This window comes from Pseudomonas umsongensis (assembly GCF_002236105.1).
GTDB classification, from domain to species: domain Bacteria; phylum Pseudomonadota; class Gammaproteobacteria; order Pseudomonadales; family Pseudomonadaceae; genus Aquipseudomonas; species Aquipseudomonas umsongensis.
On sequence record NZ_NIWU01000009.1, the window covers coordinates 221248 to 241071 of the forward strand.

Genomic DNA, 19824 nt, shown 5'->3' on the forward strand with positions numbered 1-19824 from the left:
GAAATCAGTAACTGAAGTCATGCCCCAACTCTTTCTGCATCCACTCCAGGAATTTTCTCACCCGAGGGAAGTTTGCATGGGCTCTGGGAAAAACCAGGTGGTGCGCGGTAATGGGTGCGCTCAATTGCGGCGCTACCTCGACCAAGGTTCCACGCGCCAGATAGTCCTGAGCCAACAGCGTGCTTTCCAGGGCAAAACCAAGCCCGTGGCTGGCTGCCTCCAGTGTCATGTAGGAACGGTCAAAGCTGAGCGTATAGGGTTTTTCGGGGCGTGCCAGGCCATGTTGGGCGAACAGTTGCGGCCACTTGATCAGCGTCGCCTCCGACAGGATCAGATTGCAGTCCAGCAAATCCGCCACCGCCCGGACGGGGCGTTTTTCCAGGAGTTTGGGCGACGCCATCACCGCGATTTTTTCATTGCGCACCGTACGCACTTCAAAACTTGGCCAGTTGGGCATGCCGTGGCGGATATCCAGGTCGATCTTGTCGCGACTGAAATGCAGTGATTCGTATGAGCACGAAAGGTTGAGCTGTATGTCGGGATGGCTCTGGCGAAATTGCTCGAGGCGCGGCATCAACCACAACAGGCCGAAACTGGGGGATGAGTGCAAGCGCAGGCAGTCAAGGCTGACATCGCTGGAGGCGCGTTCGGTGGCCACCGCCAGGCTGTGCAGAATGCCGGAAACCTCAGTGAGGTATTGCTCACCCACAGGCGTCAATGTCACCCCCCTGGCCGTTCGGAGGAACAGCTGCCGCCCGATCATCGCTTCCAGCTTGGCCAACTGATGACTGACGGCCGAGGGGGTCAGGTCAAGCAGTTCGGCGGCGCGGGCGACGTTGCCGAAGCGGGCCGTCTGTTCGAAGGCCTGAATGGCTTTCAGGGGTGGCAGGATAGGAGGTACATCGCCAGGTGAACTCATGATTATTGTTATTCCGCTGCAAGTGGCTTGGGCCGGGCGTGCAGCTATTCAAACATTGGAAGAGATCGTTGGCGAGTGCTGAATTTTTTTCAGCACCCAGTGAAGTTTGCGTTATTGCTCAGCGCCTTTCTGGAGAACAAGCTGAGTCATCGGTTCTTCGTGGACCGACCCAACAAAAACAATCAGAGGTACTCTTCCATGCTTCTTCAAGGCAAAGTCGCGATCATCACCGGTGCAGCTTCCGCACGCGGCATCGGCCGTGCTACGGCGACCACTTTTGCGCAACAGGGCGCACGCGTGGTGATTCTCGATCTGGACGAATCCGCCGCTCGCGATGCCGCTGCCTCACTGGGCGAAGGTCATCTCGGTCTGGCTGCCAACGTCGCTGACGAATCCCAGGTGCAGCAGGCTGTCGCGAAAATCATCGAGCACTTCGGGCGCATCGACATCCTCGTCAACAACGCCGGCATCACCCAACCGCTCAAGACGCTCGATATCCGTCCTAGCGATTACGACAAGGTGCTGGACGTCAGCCTGCGCGGCACCCTGCTCATGTCGCAAGCCGTTATTCCGGTCATGCGCCAACAGACCTGCGGCAGTATTGTGTGCATGTCGTCGGTTTCGGCCCAGCGTGGAGGTGGCATCTTCGGTGGCCCCCATTACAGTGCGGCCAAGGCCGGTGTCCTGGGCCTGGGCAAAGCCATGGCACGGGAACTGGGGCCGGACAACATTCGCGTCAACTCCATCGCCCCTGGCTTGATTCACACCGACATCACCGGCGGCCTGATGCAGGACGATCGCCGCCACGCGATCATCGACGGCATTCCCTTGGGCCGACTCGGTGCCGCTCAGGATGTCGCCAACGCCGCCCTGTTCCTGGCCAGCGACCTATCATCCTACCTGACCGGCATCACGTTGGATGTGAACGGCGGCATGCTGATTCACTGAGTTCACCTGGGCGGGCCTGCGCGGCCCGTGCGGTTCTGGATCGATGACGCAGCCTGGCCTGATGGCCTGGCGGTCAATAAAAACAAGAGATCAGACCATCATGACGACCCTGTCGCTCGAAGCGGTTTCGACCGTGCGTTCCAACGCTTACCGTAAAACGGCCTGGCGCCTGATGCCTTTCCTGATGCTGTGCTACCTGTGCGCCTACCTTGATCGCGTCAACGTCGGCTTTGCCAAGCTGCAGATGATGAACGACCTGGCGCTCAGCGAAGCGGTCTACGGACTGGGCGCCGGCATGTTCTTCATCGGTTACTTCCTCTGTGAAGTGCCCAGCAATATCATCCTGCACAAGGTCGGTGCGCGGGTCTGGATCGCGCGCATCATGATCACCTGGGGCATCGTTTCTGCGTTGTTCGCCTTCGTTGAAACCGCCTGGCAATTCTATGCCCTGCGCTTCCTGCTGGGCATCGCCGAAGCCGGCCTGGCGCCGGGCTTGTTGCTCTATCTGACCTACTGGTTTCCCTCCTACCGACGTGCGCGCATGACCGTGTTGTGGTTCATCGCCATTCCGCTGTCAGGGATGGTCGGTGGCCCGCTCTCCGGCTGGATCATGAACCACTTCGCCGGGATGCATGGCTGGGCCGGCTGGCAGTGGATGTTTGTCCTGGAAGCCGTGCCGACCGTCCTTATTGGCCTGCTGGTACTGAGCTACCTCAAGGACGGCGTGCATCAGGCCAGCTGGCTGGATGATGACGAGAAAGCACTGATCAGCCGCGAACTGGCCGAGGACGACCAGCAGAAAGTCACCCATGCCTCGGTGGGTGAGTTCATCCGCGACCGTCGCCTGTGGTTGCTGGCCGGGATTTACTTCTGCGTGGTCATGGGCCAGTACGCCATCACCTTCTGGCTGCCGACCCTGGTGCGTAATGCGGGGGTTTCCAATCCATTGCATATCGGCTTCCTGAGCAGCCTGCCCTACCTCTGCGCAATTGCGGCCATGCTGTATGCCGGACGCAGTGGTGACAAACATCGTGAACGTCGCTGGCACCTCATCGTACCGATGATCGCCGGTGCCATCGGGTTGAGCCTGGCCGGACTGATGGGTGGAAATGTACTGCTCTCGATTCTCAGTCTGTGCCTGGCCGCTTCCGGAATCCTGTCCGCGACGTCGATGTTCTGGATGCTACCCACCACGTTGCTCGGAGGCGTGTCCGCCGCCGCGGGCATCGCCGCGGTCAACAGCTTCGCCAACCTCGCCGGCTTCTGTTCGCCTTACCTGATTGGCTGGGTCACCACTCAGACCGGCTCCAGCGCCATCGGCATGTACCTGATCACTGGCGTACTGCTGTTCGGGGCCACATTGGTGCTGCGCATCCCCGCCGCCTCGGTCAATCGTTGATTCATTGGAGTTTCACCATGACTGCTCATCCTGCATTCACGTCATCCACGACGCTGGCGCAACGCGCCCACAACATTCGCCGCCATGCCTTGCGCATGGGTCAGGTCCAGGGCCAAGGCTACGTCGGCCAGGCCCTCGGCGCCGCCGACCTGCTGGCCGTCTCCTACTTCCACGCCCTGAGCTACCGGCCCGAAGACCCGGAATGGGAAGCCCGCGATCGCTTCTACCTGTCGATCGGTCACTACGCCATTGCGCTGTACGCCGCCTTGATCGAAGCCGAGATCATCCCGCTGGACGAACTGGAAACCTACGGCGCCGATGACAGCCGCCTGCCGATGTCGGGCATGGCCGCCTACACCCCGGGAATGGAAATCACCGGTGGATCGCTCGGCCAGGGCCTGGGTATCGCCGTCGGTGCCTGTCTGGGCCTCAAGCGCAAAGGCTCCACAGCCTTCGTCTACAACCTGCTGTCGGACGGCGAACTGAATGAAGGCTCGACCTGGGAAGCGGTGATGTCGGCGTCGCACTGGAAGCTCGACAACCTGATCGCGATTGTCGACGTCAACAACCAGCAGGCCGACGGCTACTCCAGTGAAATCCTTTCGTTCGAACCCATCGTCGATCGTTGGCAGGCGTTTGGCTGGTTCACCCAGCGCGTCGATGGCAATGATCTGGAGGCACTGGTCACGGCCTTCGATGCCGCGCGCAACCACCCTGGCGCGCAACCTCGGGTGATCATCTGCGACACCAGAATGGGCAAAGGCGTGCCTTTCCTCGAAACCCGGGAAAAGACTCACTTCATCCGCGTGGAAGAACACGAATGGGATCTGGCACTGAGCAACCTTGAAGAAGGAAACAACCAATGAGCACCGCAGCCAACACTCCGACTTCCACGGCTACGCCTGCCAAGAAGCGCCTGACGACTTCTGCGATGATCGCCTCGATTGCCTCGGAAGGCCAAGCCACCAGATCAGCGCCGTTTGGTCATGCATTGGCCGCCCTGGCGGATCAGCGTTCGGACATCGTCGGGCTGTCCGCCGACCTGTCCAAGTACACCGACCTGCACATCTTCGCCAAGGCACATCCCGACCGGTTCTATCAGATGGGCATGGCCGAACAATTACTGATGAGCGCGGCTGCCGGTATGGCCCGCGAAGGCTTCGTGCCGTTCGCCACCACCTACGCGGTGTTCGCGTCGCGCCGTGCCTATGACTTCATCTGCATGGCCATTGCCGAGGAAAACCTCAACGTCAAGATTGTCTGCGGCCTGCCCGGCCTCACCACCGGCTACGGCCCAAGCCACCAGGCCACGGACGACCTGGCCATCTTCCGCGCCATGCCCAACCTGATGATCGTCGACCCGTGCGACGCCCTGGAAATCGAACAGGCCGTACCCGCCATCGCCGCGCATCAAGGGCCGGTCTACATGCGCCTGTTGCGCGGCAATGTGCCGTTGGTGCTGGACGAGTACGGCTACACGTTCGAGATCGGCAAAGCCAAGACCCTGCGCACCGGTAACGATGTGCTGGTCATCTCCACCGGCTTGATGACGATGCGCGCACTGGAAGCGGCCAAGGAGCTGCAGGCGGACGGCGTCGATGTCGCTGTGCTGCATGTGCCGACGATCAAACCATTGGATGAGCAAACCATTCTTGCCGAAGCCAGAAAGCCCGGTCGCCTTGTCGTGACTGCAGAAAACAGCTCCATTATCGGTGGGCTCGGCGAGGCCGTTGCCGGGGTGCTGCTGCGCAACGGGGTGACGCCCACCTTCAGGCAGATCGCCTTGCCCGACGCGTTCCTCGATGCCGGCGCCTTGCCGACGCTGCATGATCGCTACGGTATTTCGACTCAAGCCGTTTGTACTCAAATCAAAGCCTGGCTTTGACAGCGAGGACCCGGCACCTGGAAACAGGTGCCATTGAGCTCGATGCGAAGGGAGGGGAACCTTGAAGCCACATGAACTGCTTGATCCAGACTTCCACAGCTTCCTGAACCCTGGCACGGACCCATGGTCGCTCGATACGCTGCCGACCATCCGGAGATTGTCGCGCGCAGGCGTCGCTGTAGAGCTTCACGTCTATCCGGGTGCCCCGCATATGTTCGACCAGAATCCAGGACGCATCATTGCGCAATCCCATCTCGATATCCTTCGTTCACTGAAAGAATTCTTCAAGGTGCCTTGAGCCGTACCTTGCTCAGTCGCCCAGCGAGCCAAGGAGCCACTGGCGAAAAATCTCGGCAGAGGCAGAGCGCTTGCGATGCTTGAGCGACACCAGGAATTCGCCATTGCCGGTCACACATTCGAACGGCGTAACCCGCTGCAATTCGCCCTTGGCCAGCGCCTCATCCGCCATGAACGTCCATGCAAGGCCAATACCCATGCCTTGCTGGACGGCACGATAGGCCAATGTCAGCTGGTTGAAGACCGGGGCTTTGTCCCGCGCCACGTAGTCGATGCCAAAGTGGCCGAACCACTGGCGCCAGTCCAGGCATTGCCAGGCGCAGGTGTCGATCTGCACCAGGTTGGCTTGCGCCAAGTGTTCCAGCGTCTTGATTCCCGAGACATCCAGTGAAGGATGCGCCACGGCATAGACGATTTCCGGCAGCAGGAAATCGCTGTCCAGCGAGGGCCATTGGCCAGAACCGTAGAGAATGCCCACGTCGAAATCATTGAGGCTGGCCTCGTCGAACTCGTTGATCGCGTGAACGTGCACGGCGATGTCGGGGTACGCCTTGTTGAATTCGATCAACTTGGGGAACAACCAGAACTGGGCCAGGGCATGGGTCGCCAGCACCGAGACGGCGTTGGACTGATGGACATTGCGGATTCGCGTGACGCTCTGGTACATCGTGGCGAGCAGCATGTTGACCGTCATCAGAAGCTCCTCGCCTGCGCCGGTCAACGCGACACCCCGTGGCTTGCGCTCGAACAGCGCCACGCCCATGCCGTCCTCGAGCTGGCGCATCTGTTTGCTCACGGCGCTCTGGGTCAGGAACAGTTCGCCAGCGGCACCCGTGAAACTTTTGTGCCGTCCCACGGCCTCGAATGTGATCAGGGTCTCCAAGGGGGGCAAGGTACGCAAATAACGGTTGATGAGGATTCTCCTGGCTGACGACTGCGACCCGACATTCCCCTGCGGAATGGGTGGCCGAATATTTATCGCAGGTAGCGCTTATATACCATGGCTAGAATGCCGCTAAACAGCCTGTCAGAGCCGAGATGATGAACAGTGGGATCGTATTTGCGATATTGGCAGGCGCCATCTGGGGTGGGGTGATTATCGGCCCTTCGTTGCTGCCCGAATTCAATGCCGTGCTGATCAGCAGTGTGCGGTTTTCCCTCTATGGGCTGATCTCGCTTCTGCTGGCTTTGCCAATTGCATCAAGCCTGCTCGCCCGATTGACGCGCAACGATGTGTTTATGCTGTTGCGTTTGTCATTGACTGGCAACGTCCTGAACTACGCCCTGTTGGGTGCTTCCGTACAACTGAGCGGGGTGACGGCGGCCGCCCTGATTAATGGCATGATGCCGGTTGCCATTACCTTCCTGGGGCGTGGTGATCCTGGGTCCCTGCCCCTGTCTAAGCTCAAGCTGCCTTTGTTGCTGGTATTCCTGGGCATCGTATCGGTGAGCCTGGAACACTCAGGCGCGCCGGCGGCGAGTACTTCGCTGTCTTCCCGTTTACTCGGCCTGGCCTGTGGCTTCAGCGCTGTCGTCTGCTGGTCGTGGTACGCCACCCACAATGCCCGCTATCTCAAGCAGAGCCATTTCAACAGCAGCGAATGGTCGACGCTGGTGGGCATCGTGACGGGTATCGTGGCGGTCGTGTTCGGCATCGCCGCCTTGATGTTATTCCCGAACCTGGTCCCCGCTCAGGTTGAAAGCAGTCGCTGGATGGCTTTGCTGTGGGTCTGCCTGTTCCTGGCACTGTGTGGTTCGTGGCTTGCCAATGGGCTATGGAATGCCTGCTCGCGTCGAATGGCCACGTCGCTGAGCGGCCAGATGATCGTGTTCGAAACGCTGTTTGCCTGTGTCTACGGTTTTCTGTTCAGCCAGCGGGTGCCTGGCCTGATGGAAGTGATCTCGATCGTGTTGCTGGTGGGGGGTGTGGTCTGGGCGGCGAAGCGTCACCGCGTGGTCCCGGTGAAACATGCCGAGCCGTAGCCGCTGCTGGCGAATCCCACAGACGCTACCCGCCTGCCCTGTTGCGCCAAAACAGGCCGGTAGCGATAACACTCAAAAAACCATCAGCAGCATTGAGGTACCTCGCCGCGCGCAAGGCGAGCGTTGATGTCTTCAATGACCGCCGGCAAATCGACGATGGTGTCGATCAGGTAGTGCGGGCGCGAACCTTCGAACATCCGGGTAATGCGTGATCGCGCTTCGCTCAGTTCGTCGGCTGACAGGTTTTTGTATTGGTCATAGGTCAGGCCCAATGCATTGCCGGAGCAGGTCAGCGCCACCGTCCACATTCCCGCGCTGCGACCTTCGAGAATGCCCGGCCAGGTGTCGTCGACCTTCACGCAGGCGGCGACGTCGCTGATGCCAAGGGCAATGACGTTGGCCAGGGCTTGCGCCGGGTGCGGGCGTCCGTTGGGCACTTCGTCGGTGGCCACCACGTGGTCGGTGACATAGCCGTTCTGGCGCGCCAGCTCCACGACTTTTTCCATGACCACGGCCGGGTAGCCGGAGCAGGAGCCGATTTTCAGGCCCTTGTCGCGCAGGCCGTTGATGGTCTCGAGTGCACCGGGAATCAACGCCGAATGCAGGGCGATTTTCTCGATCTGCAGCGGCATGAAACGCTCGTAGAGGGCGGTGACATCATCGTCGGTTGGCAACCGGCCGAACACGGCGTGGTAGCGCGCGGCGATCTGCGGCTCGTTGCACAGCGTGCGGATGTGGTCCCACTTGCCCATGCCCATCGGCCCGCGGGCTTCTTGCAGGGACACCGCGACGCCAAACTCGGCAAAGGCCTCGACGAAAATCTGCGTCGGTGCGAAGGAACCGAAATCCACGACGGTGCCCGCCCAGTCCAGGACCACGGCTTGCAATTGGGAAGGTTGTTGATAATGCATGGTGAGTCTCCATTTTTGGCTAAGGGATGCCCGTCCCCCCTGTCGCCAGGAGGTAAGGTTATTGAGGCTTGATACCGATCAGGCGATCAGGTGGCCGGGATCGGACTGGAATCGAACAGCTCGGCGATCATCGGCCGGTTTCTGCGAATACCCAGGCAACACAGGTGGTAATCAATGAAAAACGGATGATCGACAAAGGTGATTGGCTTTGTTCCCGGCGTTTCGGCGTATTCGACAGCCGATACGAACCCGATGCCGATTCCCTTGGCGATGGCGTGAACGATGGCTTCGCGGCTGTTCAATTGCATGACGCAGTTCAGGTCGACATCAAGGCGATCGCAACTCTCCTCCACCAGTTGGCGAGTGCGGGAGCTTTTTTCCCGAAGGACCCACTTCTCGTCGCTGATCTGTTCAACGTGCACCGCCTTCTGCGCAGCCCAGGGGTGATCGTCGCGCACGACGGCAATGATTGGATAACGCCGATAAAGCTGCGTATCAAAACGCTGGTCGAATTCGGACAGCGCCAGGATGGCCACGTCGATGTCGAAATTGAACAGGCGGTCCAGGGTCTCTTTTTCCGGCGAGAATGATGTTTCCAACTCAATGTCCGGATGCCGCTGCATCAACTCGTACGTCAGGTTCATTGCAATGGGCGGCGAGACGGCACCCAGGCGCAACATCCCGGTTTTACGTTGCTTGAAACTCTGTAGAAGTTGCACGGCTTCGTCCTCTTGGCCAAAGAGACCCTGGGTGATGGCATACAGCTTGTGTCCCGCGGAGCTCATCTCGACGATGCGCCCGCGTCGATGAAAGAGCTCCACGGAAAACTTCTTTTCCAGCGCCGTGACCTGCTCACTGACTGTCGGTTGCCCAACGCTCAGGTACTCGGCGGCCAGGGTGAAACTGCCGGTCTTGGCCACCGCATGAAAGGAACGCAGCCACTTGTGGTACTGGTACATGAAAAGATCCTGTTCCTGAGCCGCAGCCCTGATTCACACCGGTGTAAACAGCAATCAACGCCTGATGAACAAGGCGACCGCTGCGCTGCACAGGCAGGCAGACGTGACCACGATGAAGATCAACGACGTGTTGCCGGTACTGTCGAGCATACTGCCGATCAGCGGTTCCGCCAGGCCTGCGAAAAGGTAGGAGGAGAAATTCATGATGCCGGTCGCGGTGCCCGCGCGCTTGGCGCCGACCAGGTCCGGGCACAGTGCCCAGAAACTCGACGCCGGACCATAGACAAAGAACCCGCAGAGAAACAACGCCACGAGGCCGACGGCACTGTGAGGCGCAAGGCTCCACATCCACAGGCTGGTGCCTGCGCCGAGGAACATGTAGAGCATGATCGCCAGGTAGCGTTTTGAACCGAACAGTTTGTCCGAGATCCAGCCATTGCTGAGCGCACCGATGGCCATGCCCACCGGCAGGGCAACTGTGATCCACTTGGGATCGATCAGGCTGTCGCCGCTTTTCCAGTCGGCGCCCAGAAAATGCACCGGCACCCAGACGATAAGACCGTAGCGAGCGGCATTCTGGAACCCCAGGGAGATTGCAGCGATGATCAAGCGGTAGTTTTTCAGCACGGCTTTGTAGCGCTGCGCCGAGGTTTCGAGTTCGCCGTGGGCGACTTCGTGATTCTTGTCATCGGCATTGGCCACACCGGTATCGGCGAGCGGCTCGAAGCCCATGTCCTGCGGTCGCTCGCGCGCCACCAGGTAAAACACGATGCCCCCTGCCAGCATCAGCAGAACCGGCAGGCGGAAGATCCAGCGCCACTCCAGTTGCAGCACTTCAAGCACAACGATTGAGGTCACGTAGGACAGGACAGAGGCACAACCGGCAGCGAACACGTAAAAACCATAGACTTTGCCCCGCTCGCCGGTACTCCACCAATTGGAGATCAGCCGACTGCCTGGCGCCCAGCCTAATGCCTGAAAGTATCCATTGATGCCCCAGGGTAAAATGAGCGCGACGAAGCTACCGGCGAAGCTGGTGATCCAATTGGCTGCACACGACAACACGGCACCGGCCGTCATGATGCGGCGCCCACCGAACTTGTCGGCAAGATTGCCATTGATTGCCTGGCCGATGGCATACGCCCACAACATGGCAGCCGATGCCCAGCCAAGATGTTCCTTGGTAAAACCGAACTCTGCCTGGATGCCCGGGATGGCGAAACCGAACGTTTGTCGACCGGTGTAGAAAAACAGGTAGCAGAACATCGCCGCCAACAGCATGCGCCATTGCGCGACGCGGAATGAGGACGTGGAGACTGCCAGACTCGGTAAAGCTTGGGCACGATTCATGATCTTTTCCTTATTATTGTTCGTACCCTCCAGGCGAATCGGAGGGCGCACCTTTGTAGGAGCGAGCATGCTCGCGATGAGTCTGAGAGCGCCGCGGGGTGTCAGGTTGCCAGCGTTATCGTTAACGACCATCGTCGGAACGCCGCCCGGAGCATGCTCGCTCCTACAGGGGGGGGCTGGGGGCACGTGTCAGGCGGCGTGTGCGCCGATGAAATTCCTGCCTCGTGCGCCCTGCAGTGCGAACTCGATCATCTCCCGGGCTTCCTCTTGCGTAACGCCATAGTCGGCAAACTCGGTCTTTACATCGAGGCTGTGGAGGAAATTGCGCAGCTGTGCCTGCGCTTCGTCGAGGTCTTTGCCGAACACCCGTTTCAAGACCCTGTCGCGCGCTTCGTCACGTCCCCAAGCAAGGCCCAGGACCAGGGGCAAGGTGAAGGAGCAGGCGATGCCATGGGGCAGGCCGTGGCGCAGCGTCATTTCGTAGGAAATGGAGTGGGCCAGCGCCGTCTTGGTATTGGAAAAGGCCAGCCCGGCCTTGAGCGCGGCCAGTGCCATGCGTGAACGCAGTTCCTTGCTGCCCAGGTCATGCCGCAACAGCGGCAGGCACTCAAGAATGTCTTCGATCGCGGAGATCGCGAAGGTGTCCGAAACCGGATTGGCGTTGATGTTCCAGATGGACTCCAGCGCATGAGACAACGCGTCCAGACCGGTTGAAACCGTGACACCCGCTGGAACAGTGAGCATCAGACCGGGATCAACGATCGCCACTTTGGGCCAGGTGCAATCCAGGTGCAGCGAGTATTTTTTCTGTCCTTCGGTATCCCAGATTGTCGCCCATGGGGTGACCTCACTGCCGGTGCCTGCCGTGGTGGGAACCGCAATCAGCGCTTTGCTGTGGGCTGGAACAAAGGGCCTGCCCGTTGCCAACAAGGCGACCAGTTCATCGAAGCGACCCGACTGCGTCCCCACGATCAATGCCTTGGCCGTATCGATGGCGCTGCCTCCGCCAACGGCGATGACTGTCTGACAATCGCCCGCTTCCTGCCAGAAGCGCTCATAGGTGCCACGCAATTGAGCGACATCGGGATTGGGCTGGACATCTTCGACGATGTATATCAGCCGCTCGCCGAGCAAATCCTGAATGCGATCGACCAGTCCCAACCCACGCGCTTCGGGAAAGATCACCAGGGCAACTTTTTGGTTTTCGGTGATCGAGGCAAGTTCTACAAGGCTGTTGTAGCCCAGACGAGTGTCAACAGGATTATGGAATCGGGCGATCATGGCGGTCCTCTACTTGTTGTTGTAAGACGTGGCGCCATACTCACGGCCCGAGGTTAACCGCACAAATCGATAATTCGCAGGTGTGCATAGGCTCAGCCGATACCAGCCGATCAACGTTGGCAGCGGGTACCTGACGCGCTCATGAACTGATGAAAATCCCTCCCCCTCAGAAAAGTTGTACAAAAAAGTTGACTTGTACAGGCAACGTCCTATTCTTCAAATAACTATACAAACCCCATGCGCCTGTACAAGAAAAAGAGGCGGGGAAATTCCATGCCTGCCTGCAATGGAGACACGACGTGGCTGATTTCTTGCGATGTTTTGCCAGCGAATTTGCAGCGCTGGACGGCAGCAATCTGCACAACCTCAAGCATCTGTACAGTCACGACGTACGCTTCAGTGATCCGCTCCATGAGATCCAGGGCCTGACAGCGCTGGAAGAATATTTTACTGAGCTGTATGCCAACGTCAGTGAGCTGGGTTTCACCTTCCACGGCTATGACCAGGTGCAAGACGGCGCCGGTTATCTACGCTGGACCCTGCATTATCGCCACCCCCGCTTGAGCCATGGCCAACTCATAGAGGTGGTGGGCTGTTCGTACCTGCTTTGGCACAAGAAGGTGTATCAGCATTGCGACTACTTTGATGCAGGCGCTCTGCTCTATGAGCACTTGCCTCTAATGGGAACCGCGATTGGCTGGCTAAAGGGGCGATTGGCATGAAACGCATCTGGCTCACTGGAGCCAGTAGCGGCATTGGTGCCGCCCTGGCAGAAATTTTATTGACCCAAGGCCATTTCCTGGCCGTCAGCGCACGCAATGCAAAGGCCCTGGAAACATTACACAGGGGTCATCCGCAGCAGGTACTTCTGCTGCCGGGCGACCTGACCGATCCACGCCAGGTTCAAGCCATGGGCGAGCGAATCGGGCAAGTCTGGGGCCATCTGGATCAGGTCATCCTCAACGCTGGAACCTGCGAGTATGTGGACGCCGGCGTCTTTGAAGCCGACATGATTGAACGCGTGATGCGGGCCAATCTGTTTTCCGCCGCCTATTGCGTGGAAGCCGCCCTACCACTGTTACGCAAGGCTCAGCGGCCGCATCTGGTGGCCGTGTGCAGCTCGGTGACCTATTTGCCGTTACCGCGCGCCGAAGCGTATGGCGCCTCAAAGGCGGCAATGCGCTACCTGTTTCAGTCCTTACGCATCGACCTGGCTCACGAAGGTATCGACGTCACGCTCGTCAGCCCGGGCTTCGTCGATACGCCACTCACGCAAAAAAACGATTTCCCGATGCCGATGCGTTGGCCGGTCGGCAAAGCTGCCGCCTACATCGCCACCCGCCTGGAAAAACGCCCCCTGGACATTGCATTTCCCTGGCCATTCATTGCCGCTCTGCGCGCATTAGCGTTATTGCCCCAACGCCTGCAACTGACGCTGGGCAGACGCATGGCGCGTCCGGTCACAGAAGAGTCTTCATGAAAATAGCCATCATCGGCAGCGGTATTTCCGGCCTGACCTGCGCCTACCTGCTCAACCGCAAACACGACATCACTGTGTTCGAAGCCAGTGACTGGATCGGTGGCCATAGCCATACGGTCGAGGTTGAAGTAAAGGGCGAACGCCATGCCATCGATACGGGTTTTATCGTCTTCAACGACTGGACCTATCCCAACTTCATCCGTCTGCTGGATCAACTCGGCGTGGCTTCGCAACCCACCGAGATGAGCTTTTCGGTCCAGGACCCGCACACCGGCATTGAATACAACGGCGGCAACCTCAACCAAGTGTTTGCCCAGCGAAGCAATCTGCTTTCACCTGGCTTCTGGGGCATGTTGCGCGAGATCTTGCGTTTCAACCGCCAAGCCCCACGTGATCTGGAAGAACAGCGCATCACTGCCGACACCACGCTGGGCGCCTACTTGCGGGAAAACGGCTACGGCCAGCGTTTTATCGAACATTACATCGTCCCTATGGGGTCGGCGATCTGGTCGATGTCACTGGGCGACATGCAGCGTTTTCCGCTGCAGTTCTTCGTACGCTTTTGTAAAAATCACGGCCTCTTGTCCGTCACCCACCGGCCGCAATGGCGTGTGGTCAGCGGCGGATCGCGCCAATACGTAGCGGCGTTGAGTGCCGGCTTTGTCGAGCGTATCCACCTTAACTGCCCGGTGTATCGCGTGGAACGTGACCTGGGCGGGGTCACCCTGCACTGTGCGACCGGAAGCAAACGTTTTGACAACGTTGTGTTCGCCTGTCACAGCGATCAGGCGCTACGCCTGTTGGCCGCTCCCAGCCGAGCCGAGCGAGAGATACTCGGTGCACTGCATTACGCCGAAAACGATGTCGTGCTGCACAGCGACACCCGCCTGCTGCCCAACCGTCGCCGAGCATGGGCGAGCTGGAACTACCGCCTCGGCGGCTCAGCCCAGCACCTGGCAGCTGTTACCTACAACATGAATATCCTCCAGGGGCTTTCGAGCGACACCACCTTTTGCGTCAGCCTGAACCAGACCGCAGCCATCGACCCCGGCAAAATCCTCGATCGCTTCCGCTACGCCCATCCGCAATACAGCCAGGCAGGCATGACCGCACAAGCGCGTTGGCAAGAATTACAGGGGCCCCAGTTCAGCTACTACTGCGGCGCCTACTGGGCCAACGGTTTCCACGAGGACGGCGTGGTCAGCGCCTTGCGCGTGGCGAGTGCTTTCGGAGAAAAACTGTGAACAGTGCACTGTACCGCGGCTGGGTCAGCCACCGACGGCTGCTGCCGCGCACCCATGGGTTTCGCTACCGCATGGGGATGCTCTACCTCGATCTGGCGGAACAATCGCAGGTGCTGGCCTTATCCTGGTTCGCCGGACATTCGCGCTGGGCCGCCTTCGCCTTCCGCGAAACTGACTACCTGCCGCTTGCAACGCGCCAGGGCATGAGCCTGAGCGATGCAGTGCGCCAGCGCGTGGAACAGGCCCTTGGTCACGCGCCGCAGGGACGCATCTGTCTGCTCACCCAACCCCGTAGCTGGGGGCTGTCCTTTAATCCGGTCAACCTGTTTTACTGCTTCGAATCCGACGGCAGCCTGGCCGCCATTCTCTGCGAAGTCAGCAATACCCCTTGGCGAGAGCGTTACCACTATGTGCTGCCGACCCATGCAACCGGTGAGTCATGCCACCGGGTCGCCAAGAGCTTTCACGTCTCGCCCTTCCTGCCTCGTGACCTGGAGTACCGCATGCGGTTTTCCGCTCCCGGCCAAACGCTGCACGTGAACATGCAGGATTGGCAGGGTGAGCAAAAAATATTTGAAGCCGGCCTGGGTCTGGAGCGCGTCGAACTGACGCGCCAAAGCCTGCATCGCCACCTTCTGGACTTTCCCTGGATGACCGCCAAGACCCTGCTCGGCATTTACTCGCAGGCTCTACGTCTGCTGCTCAAGCGTCTGCCCCTGGTTTCCCATCAACCCGCCGCCGGTGAATACCGCACCGCAAACCTGGAGTCTCGCCATGACGAATCCTAGCCTGACCCCAATAACGTGTGGCTCTGCTGCCAACGGGATAGGCGCCCGTGTATTGAAAAAAGGCGTCTTGCATCAACTGGCGCACCTGCGCCACGGACACTTGGTCATCATCGTCGACGGAGAGCCACTGAGCTTCGGCCAGCCTGGCGCGGCACCGCATGGCGAGATAGAAGTGCATAATGCGGCGCTCTGGCCAATGGTGGCGGTGAATGGCTCAATTGGCGCCGGCGAGGCCTATATCCACGGTTACTGGAGCAGCCCCGACCTGACGGCCGTGATTCGCGTATTCGTTGCCAACCTCGACGTACTGGATGGAATGGAGCGCGGCCTGGCACGTCTACGCCGTCCCCTGGCAAAAGCGTTGCACTGGCTCAACCGCAACACACGCCAAGGCTCGCAACGCAACATTTCTGCGCATTACGACCTGGGCAACGCGCTGTTTGAACACCTGCTGGACCCCAGCATGATGTATTCGGCAGCCATGTTCCGGTCCAGCAACGATAGCCTTGAACAAGCTCAAATGTACAAGCTGGAGCGCATCTGCCAAAAGCTCGATCTCAAACCCAGCGACCACCTGCTGGAAATCGGCACAGGTTGGGGCGGCATGGCCATTTATGCGGCCACCCGATACGGCTGCAAGGTCACCACCACCACGCTGTCGCGTGAGCAGTTTGCCTACACCCAGCGCCTGATCGAAGAGCAGTGCCTGCAAGGCCGCATCACCCTGTTGCTGCAGGACTACCGTGACCTGACGGGTCAATACGACAAGCTGGTGTCGATCGAGATGATCGAGGCCGTCGGCCACCGCTTCCTGCCCACTTACTTCAAACAGTGCGCGCACCTGCTCAAGGAACACGGGCTTATGCTATTGCAGGCCATCACCATTCGAGACCAGCGCTACGAGCAGGCGAAAAAAACCGTCGACTTCATCCAGCGCTATATCTTCCCGGGTGGCGCCTTGCCTTCGGTGAGCACCATGCTGCACACCATCAGTCGCGACACCGACCTGAACCTTCATCACATGGAGGACTTCGGGCTTCACTACGCACGCACCCTTCGCCTGTGGCACGAGAACCTGCGACGCAGCCGGCACAACCTGGAAGCGTTAGGCTATGACGAGGCGTTTTTCCGCCTGTGGGAGTTTTACCTGTGCTACTGCGAGGGCGGCTTCCTGGAACGAAGCATCGGCACCGCGCACCTTTTACTCGCCAAACCCGGGGCACGGCCGCAGCCTTTCGGCCTGGAGGCGTGAACGTGCGAGGCCGGTTGTTGCTCAACGCAGGACTGTTCCAGATCGGCTGGTTCGCCTGTGTGCTGGGTGCGCAACGGCCGTGGCTGTTGCTGCTGGCAATGACCTGCCTGGCGATACACCTGCTATGGATTGCAAACACCCCTGATGAGTGGCGTTATCTGTTGAAGGTGTCAGCCTGCGGCTGGGTCCTGGACAGTGCTCTATTGCATCTCGGGGTATTCCAGTTTCCCGGTGCCACACTCATTTTGCCGCCCTGGCTGGCAATCCTCTGGCTACTTTTCGCCAGTACTTTGCGTCACAGCCTGAGCTGGACAAAGCGCCCTTGGTGGATAGGCAGCCTGCTAGGGGCTATTGGCGGGCCTCTCTCTTACTGGGGAGGTGCCAGGTTGGCTGATGTCGGCCTGCCGCTGGGTACCTGGCCCAGCATTCTGTTACTCGCTTTGATTTGGGCGATGTTGATGCCGGCATTGCACTGGCTGGCCGGACAGCCTGCTCGTTGACTCAAGATTGCTTGCGGAAGAACAAGGTGATCTGGCCAACCTCCACGTTGAACTTGGACATGTACGAGCGATTGATCAGGGTGTTCTCGTCCATCAAGTACATCCAGTCGTCCAGATGAACCTCATACTCCTTGCCGTCCACCGGCAACCTCAGCACATATCGCCAGCGCAATGCATTACCTGCCACCTCACCCTGCGCCTCGCCCACCACGTCGCCAGCGGTTCCACGCCATTGGCCAGGTCCGGCCGGGGTGAGCGTCCACACGCGTTTCTGCCGAGTACCGTCGCTGTACGTAAATGACTCGTCGAGGATCAGCCGGTTACCTTCAGAGTGGCCATTGATCTCTACGTGGAAGCGTTTGGTGACCTCGCCTGAACGCTTTTGAAAGATTCCCCAGGCTTCAACCCGCCCCTCGAAAAATTCGCGCAAATCAAGCTTGGGGGTTTCCTGACTGTAGGTCTGCACATCCACCCGACTACAACTTGCAAGGCCGATGCACAGCAGCAATAGCCATATCCTCAGCATGCATATCTCCTCGATGTTTTCAGGGTTTGGCGATGCCCAGCAATTGGTCGCGCAGTTGCGGGTCGCGGGTTCGGGGGTCAAGCCAGATGGAGAAAAAGGCTTCGGCGAACGCCTCGTCCTTCACCACATGCCGCAGATTCTCGCCGACGTAAAAACGTGCGCCCTCTGCAGGCACATAGACGCCTGTGATGCGGTCACCGGCGCGCACATCGACAAAGGCCTTGAGCATCTCCCGCTCCCAACGGGCCATCAATTGCGAATTCGGAGGGGTGCGCGACAGGCGGCGGATTTCCTTGATGCTGGCCTCGACCAGATCCTCGCGACTGATCGCGCGTCGGTAGGTCAGCTCCAGCGCAAAAGGCACATCCGCGCCTGGCAGATCACCGGCAAGCAGGAGTGGGCTCCACAATTGCGCGCTGTAGATGGAAAAACCGAATATTCGCATCTCGCCGCCCCCTATCCGACGAGCATCGGGCAGGGCCTCGCGCCAATCAGCCAACAGTCCTGGGCTCTGGAGCATCAGAACAAGACAGACAACGTGGCGGATAAAGCGGTCTGTCTGCATATCGTGCAAAGGCCTCGATAAGACTCAAGGGACGCCTTTAAAAGCTATACCAAATTTTTATTTTGTACAGCTAATAACCTCTACGGTCAGCAATGAAAGGCGGTATCTGACGAGCTCAAGCCCTCACGGATATCACGCCCCTGCCATCTCCCTGACAATGTCAAAGAACGTCGTCAGGATGCGCCGGGAACTCTGCGCTCGCAGGCAAACCAGGGTCTCGGTAAAACGTTGCTGGCAATCGACGATCGGCAAGCCGCGAATCCGCGAATCCGCACCGAGTTCGGCCGCCGAAACAACGCCGACGCCCATACCGATGGCGACGGCCTCACGGGCCGCTTCACGCCCCTCCACCTCGATGGCCTTGCGAATGCGCAAGCCCGCGGTTGCCATCTCCTCCTCCAGGGACAGTCGCGTCACCGAGCCCTGCTCGCGCAATACCAGGGGCGTGTTGTCCAGGTCGGCGAGGCAGATGGAAGTTCGTTGTGCCCAGGGATGGTCATGGGCGACGAAGGCGAGCATCGGATCGCTGCGCAGGGGCAGCTTGAGCAGTCGGTCATCTTCGATATTGCGCCCCAGCAGGGCGATGTCTGCCTGGTGGCCGAACAGCCGCTGCAGGACCTCATCGGTATTGGCCGTTTCCACTTTCACATCCACGCCCGGGTATCGAGCACAGAAGCGCGCGACGTAAGGCAGCACATGCACGGGCGCGTCCACGGCCAGGTTCAGGGTCCCTGTCGACAGTGTGCGGTAGTCCATCAACATGTCGTGGGCATCGACACTGATATCGAACAGGCGCTGGGTTAGCCCGAACAAGCGCTCGCCCACTTCCGTCAGGCGCACCAGGCGTTTGTCCCGGAAAAACACCATCACACCGTAGTACTCCTCAAGCTTGCGCACCTGGTCGGACACCGCTGGCTGGGACAGGCAGAGCTGTTCGGCCGCGCGCGTGAAACTGCCATTGATTGCCACGGCGTGGAAAGCCTTGAGCTGGGTATGGGAGATCGTCATGGGGGCCTACCTATAGTTTCAACTTATTCATGCATACGATAAATCGATTTTATTTATGAACAATGAACTGCAAGGATGGATTTCGCAAATGCCTTGGCCAACGGGCCGCTGCTTGGATCAATCAGGAATGCCTAATGGAAATCGAACGTTTCGCCACGATAAAACGCCGTTCGGACATGGTCCGGCATGACGACGTCCTCTACATCGGGGGCCAGGTTGCCACGGACCTCAGTGGCAATATCGAGGCACAGACCCACGAGGTTCTCTGCGCCATCGAGCAGCTGTTGCTCAGTGTCGGCAGCGACCGTACGCGGGTGCTTTCGGTGCGCATCCTGCTGGCTCACCGCGAGGACTATGAAGGGCTCAACAGGGTCTGGGACGAATTTTTCCCCGAAGGCCATGCCCCCGCACGCGCTTGTACCCTGGCCAACCTGATCGACCCCGGTTGGCGCGTGGAAATGATCGTGGTCGCCGCGTGCGGCTGATTGCGTCCTGAATGCCACCCGCAACCCATCGAACGGAGACTCCC

22 protein-coding genes are annotated in these 19824 nt (G+C 59.4%); 13 read left to right on the forward strand and 9 right to left on the reverse strand.

The annotated features are described in order from the left end of the window. Window positions 1-4: 4 nt before the first annotated feature. Entirely contained in the window at window positions 5-919 is a 915-nt protein-coding gene (locus PSUM_RS29330) for a LysR substrate-binding domain-containing protein (protein ID WP_033042806.1), read from the reverse strand. 198 nt (window positions 920-1117) lie between these two features. Here PSUM_RS29330 and PSUM_RS29335 point away from each other — a divergent pair, with 198 nt between their 5' ends. The 5 genes from PSUM_RS29335 (at window position 1118) to PSUM_RS32295 (ending at window position 5449) form a co-directional block, all read left to right on the forward strand. After that, entirely contained in the window at window positions 1118-1867 is a 750-nt protein-coding gene (locus PSUM_RS29335; protein ID WP_033042819.1) for an SDR family NAD(P)-dependent oxidoreductase, read from the forward strand. A gap of 100 nt (window positions 1868-1967) precedes the next feature. Next, a complete protein-coding gene (locus PSUM_RS29340; protein WP_083348621.1) occupies window positions 1968-3266 on the forward strand; it encodes an MFS transporter in 1299 nt (432 codons plus the stop codon). A 17-nt stretch (window positions 3267-3283) separates the two neighbouring features. After that, window positions 3284-4132, forward strand: a complete 849-nt coding sequence (locus tag PSUM_RS29345) for a transketolase (protein WP_019579143.1) — start codon at window positions 3284-3286, stop codon at window positions 4130-4132. After that, a complete protein-coding gene (locus PSUM_RS29350) occupies window positions 4129-5151 on the forward strand; it encodes a transketolase family protein (protein WP_033042811.1) in 1023 nt (340 codons plus the stop codon). The genes PSUM_RS29345 and PSUM_RS29350 overlap by 4 nt, the downstream gene beginning before the upstream one ends. 61 nt (window positions 5152-5212) lie before the next feature. Further along, complete coding sequence (locus tag PSUM_RS32295) at window positions 5213-5449, forward strand: alpha/beta hydrolase family protein (protein WP_225441889.1); 237 nt, start codon at window positions 5213-5215, stop codon at window positions 5447-5449. Window positions 5450-5461: 12 nt separating this feature from the next. On the opposite strand, the gene PSUM_RS29360 is transcribed toward PSUM_RS32295, so the two are convergent. Beyond that, a complete protein-coding gene (locus PSUM_RS29360; protein WP_033042816.1) occupies window positions 5462-6361 on the reverse strand; it encodes a LysR substrate-binding domain-containing protein in 900 nt (299 codons plus the stop codon). 125 nt (window positions 6362-6486) lie between these two features. Between PSUM_RS29360 and PSUM_RS29365 the strand changes: the two genes are divergently transcribed. Continuing rightward, window positions 6487-7431 (forward strand): DMT family transporter, encoded by a 945-nt coding sequence (locus tag PSUM_RS29365; protein WP_050511612.1) that lies wholly within the window; start codon window positions 6487-6489, stop codon window positions 7429-7431. A gap of 83 nt (window positions 7432-7514) precedes the next feature. Here PSUM_RS29365 and phnX read toward each other — a convergent pair whose 3' ends face one another. The 4 genes from phnX to psrA all read right to left on the reverse strand — a co-directional run bounded on the left by phnX (window position 7515) and on the right by psrA (window position 11932). Then, complete coding sequence (phnX, locus tag PSUM_RS29370; RefSeq protein WP_020800153.1) at window positions 7515-8342, reverse strand: phosphonoacetaldehyde hydrolase; 828 nt, start codon at window positions 8340-8342, stop codon at window positions 7515-7517. A gap of 86 nt (window positions 8343-8428) precedes the next feature. Beyond that, entirely contained in the window at window positions 8429-9301 is an 873-nt protein-coding gene (locus PSUM_RS29375) for a LysR substrate-binding domain-containing protein (RefSeq protein WP_020800152.1), read from the reverse strand. Between the two features lie 54 nt (window positions 9302-9355). After that, window positions 9356-10651 (reverse strand): MFS transporter, encoded by a 1296-nt coding sequence (locus PSUM_RS29380; protein WP_033044693.1) that lies wholly within the window; start codon window positions 10649-10651, stop codon window positions 9356-9358. Window positions 10652-10840: 189 nt separating this feature from the next. Then, on the reverse strand, window positions 10841-11932 hold the full coding sequence (gene psrA, locus PSUM_RS29385) for an iron-containing alcohol dehydrogenase PsrA (protein ID WP_083348620.1): 1092 nt from the start codon (window positions 11930-11932) through the stop codon (window positions 10841-10843). 299 nt (window positions 11933-12231) lie between these two features. On the opposite strand from psrA, the gene PSUM_RS29390 reads away from it, so the two are divergent. The 6 genes from PSUM_RS29390 to PSUM_RS29415 are packed head-to-tail and all read left to right on the forward strand — an operon-like array spanning window position 12232 to window position 17196. Beyond that, entirely contained in the window at window positions 12232-12654 is a 423-nt protein-coding gene (locus PSUM_RS29390) for a nuclear transport factor 2 family protein (RefSeq protein WP_083348619.1), read from the forward strand. Next, window positions 12651-13412, forward strand: coding sequence for an SDR family NAD(P)-dependent oxidoreductase (locus PSUM_RS29395; RefSeq protein ID WP_083348618.1), 762 nt, complete (start codon window positions 12651-12653; stop codon window positions 13410-13412). The genes PSUM_RS29390 and PSUM_RS29395 overlap by 4 nt, the downstream gene beginning before the upstream one ends. Next, the gene (locus PSUM_RS29400; protein ID WP_083348617.1) at window positions 13409-14656 is read left to right on the forward strand and encodes an NAD(P)/FAD-dependent oxidoreductase; all 1248 of its coding nucleotides are present in this window, start codon (window positions 13409-13411) and stop codon (window positions 14654-14656) included. Before PSUM_RS29395 ends, PSUM_RS29400 begins: the two co-directional genes overlap by 4 nt. Continuing rightward, a complete protein-coding gene (locus PSUM_RS29405; protein WP_083348616.1) occupies window positions 14653-15444 on the forward strand; it encodes a DUF1365 domain-containing protein in 792 nt (263 codons plus the stop codon). The genes PSUM_RS29400 and PSUM_RS29405 overlap by 4 nt, the downstream gene beginning before the upstream one ends. Further along, window positions 15431-16696: an SAM-dependent methyltransferase gene (locus PSUM_RS29410; protein WP_042955760.1), complete on the forward strand. Its 1266-nt coding sequence runs from the start codon at window positions 15431-15433 to the stop codon at window positions 16694-16696. Before PSUM_RS29405 ends, PSUM_RS29410 begins: the two co-directional genes overlap by 14 nt. A 2-nt stretch (window positions 16697-16698) precedes the next feature. Continuing rightward, window positions 16699-17196 carry a DUF2878 domain-containing protein gene (locus tag PSUM_RS29415; RefSeq protein ID WP_083348615.1) on the forward strand — a complete coding sequence of 166 codons (498 nt, stop codon included), beginning with the start codon at window positions 16699-16701 and terminating at the stop codon, window positions 17194-17196. Between the two features lies 1 nt (window position 17197). Here the strand turns inward: PSUM_RS29415 and PSUM_RS29420 are convergent, their stop codons facing one another. From PSUM_RS29420 to PSUM_RS29430, 3 genes are all read right to left on the reverse strand, one after another. After that, a complete protein-coding gene (locus tag PSUM_RS29420) occupies window positions 17198-17722 on the reverse strand; it encodes a DUF3833 domain-containing protein (RefSeq protein WP_083348614.1) in 525 nt (174 codons plus the stop codon). Window positions 17723-17741: 19 nt separating this feature from the next. Further along, window positions 17742-18287, reverse strand: coding sequence for a chalcone isomerase family protein (locus PSUM_RS29425; RefSeq protein ID WP_083348613.1), 546 nt, complete (start codon window positions 18285-18287; stop codon window positions 17742-17744). Window positions 18288-18419: 132 nt separating this feature from the next. Next, window positions 18420-19295, reverse strand: coding sequence for a LysR substrate-binding domain-containing protein (locus PSUM_RS29430; protein ID WP_020800141.1), 876 nt, complete (start codon window positions 19293-19295; stop codon window positions 18420-18422). 134 nt (window positions 19296-19429) lie between these two features. On the opposite strand from PSUM_RS29430, the gene PSUM_RS29435 reads away from it, so the two are divergent. Then, a complete protein-coding gene (locus PSUM_RS29435; RefSeq protein WP_083348612.1) occupies window positions 19430-19780 on the forward strand; it encodes a RidA family protein in 351 nt (116 codons plus the stop codon). Window positions 19781-19824: the final 44 nt, after the last annotated feature.

What these genes read in the sequence shown, in the direction of transcription:
- PSUM_RS29345 (WP_019579143.1), top strand. Translation starts at nt 3,284, where the DNA reads ATGACTGCTCATCCTGCATTCACGTCATCCACGACGCTGGCGCAACGC.
- PSUM_RS29435 (WP_083348612.1), top strand. Translation starts at nt 19,430, where the DNA reads ATGGAAATCGAACGTTTCGCCACGATAAAACGCCGTTCGGACATGGTC.
- PSUM_RS29380 (WP_033044693.1), bottom strand. Translation starts at nt 10,651, where the DNA reads ATGAATCGTGCCCAAGCTTTACCGAGTCTGGCAGTCTCCACGTCCTCA.
- PSUM_RS29375 (WP_020800152.1), bottom strand. Translation starts at nt 9,301, where the DNA reads ATGTACCAGTACCACAAGTGGCTGCGTTCCTTTCATGCGGTGGCCAAG.
- PSUM_RS29330 (WP_033042806.1), bottom strand. Translation starts at nt 919, where the DNA reads ATGAGTTCACCTGGCGATGTACCTCCTATCCTGCCACCCCTGAAAGCC.
- PSUM_RS29430 (WP_020800141.1), bottom strand. Translation starts at nt 19,295, where the DNA reads ATGACGATCTCCCATACCCAGCTCAAGGCTTTCCACGCCGTGGCAATC.
- PSUM_RS29365 (WP_050511612.1), top strand. Translation starts at nt 6,487, where the DNA reads ATGATGAACAGTGGGATCGTATTTGCGATATTGGCAGGCGCCATCTGG.
- PSUM_RS29400 (WP_083348617.1), top strand. Translation starts at nt 13,409, where the DNA reads ATGAAAATAGCCATCATCGGCAGCGGTATTTCCGGCCTGACCTGCGCC.
- phnX (WP_020800153.1), bottom strand. Translation starts at nt 8,342, where the DNA reads ATGCATTATCAACAACCTTCCCAATTGCAAGCCGTGGTCCTGGACTGG.
- PSUM_RS29410 (WP_042955760.1), top strand. Translation starts at nt 15,431, where the DNA reads ATGACGAATCCTAGCCTGACCCCAATAACGTGTGGCTCTGCTGCCAAC.
- PSUM_RS29425 (WP_083348613.1), bottom strand. Translation starts at nt 18,287, where the DNA reads ATGCAGACAGACCGCTTTATCCGCCACGTTGTCTGTCTTGTTCTGATG.
- PSUM_RS29420 (WP_083348614.1), bottom strand. Translation starts at nt 17,722, where the DNA reads ATGCTGAGGATATGGCTATTGCTGCTGTGCATCGGCCTTGCAAGTTGT.
- psrA (WP_083348620.1), bottom strand. Translation starts at nt 11,932, where the DNA reads ATGATCGCCCGATTCCATAATCCTGTTGACACTCGTCTGGGCTACAAC.
- PSUM_RS29340 (WP_083348621.1), top strand. Translation starts at nt 1,968, where the DNA reads ATGACGACCCTGTCGCTCGAAGCGGTTTCGACCGTGCGTTCCAACGCT.
- PSUM_RS29350 (WP_033042811.1), top strand. Translation starts at nt 4,129, where the DNA reads ATGAGCACCGCAGCCAACACTCCGACTTCCACGGCTACGCCTGCCAAG.
- PSUM_RS29395 (WP_083348618.1), top strand. Translation starts at nt 12,651, where the DNA reads ATGAAACGCATCTGGCTCACTGGAGCCAGTAGCGGCATTGGTGCCGCC.
- PSUM_RS29335 (WP_033042819.1), top strand. Translation starts at nt 1,118, where the DNA reads ATGCTTCTTCAAGGCAAAGTCGCGATCATCACCGGTGCAGCTTCCGCA.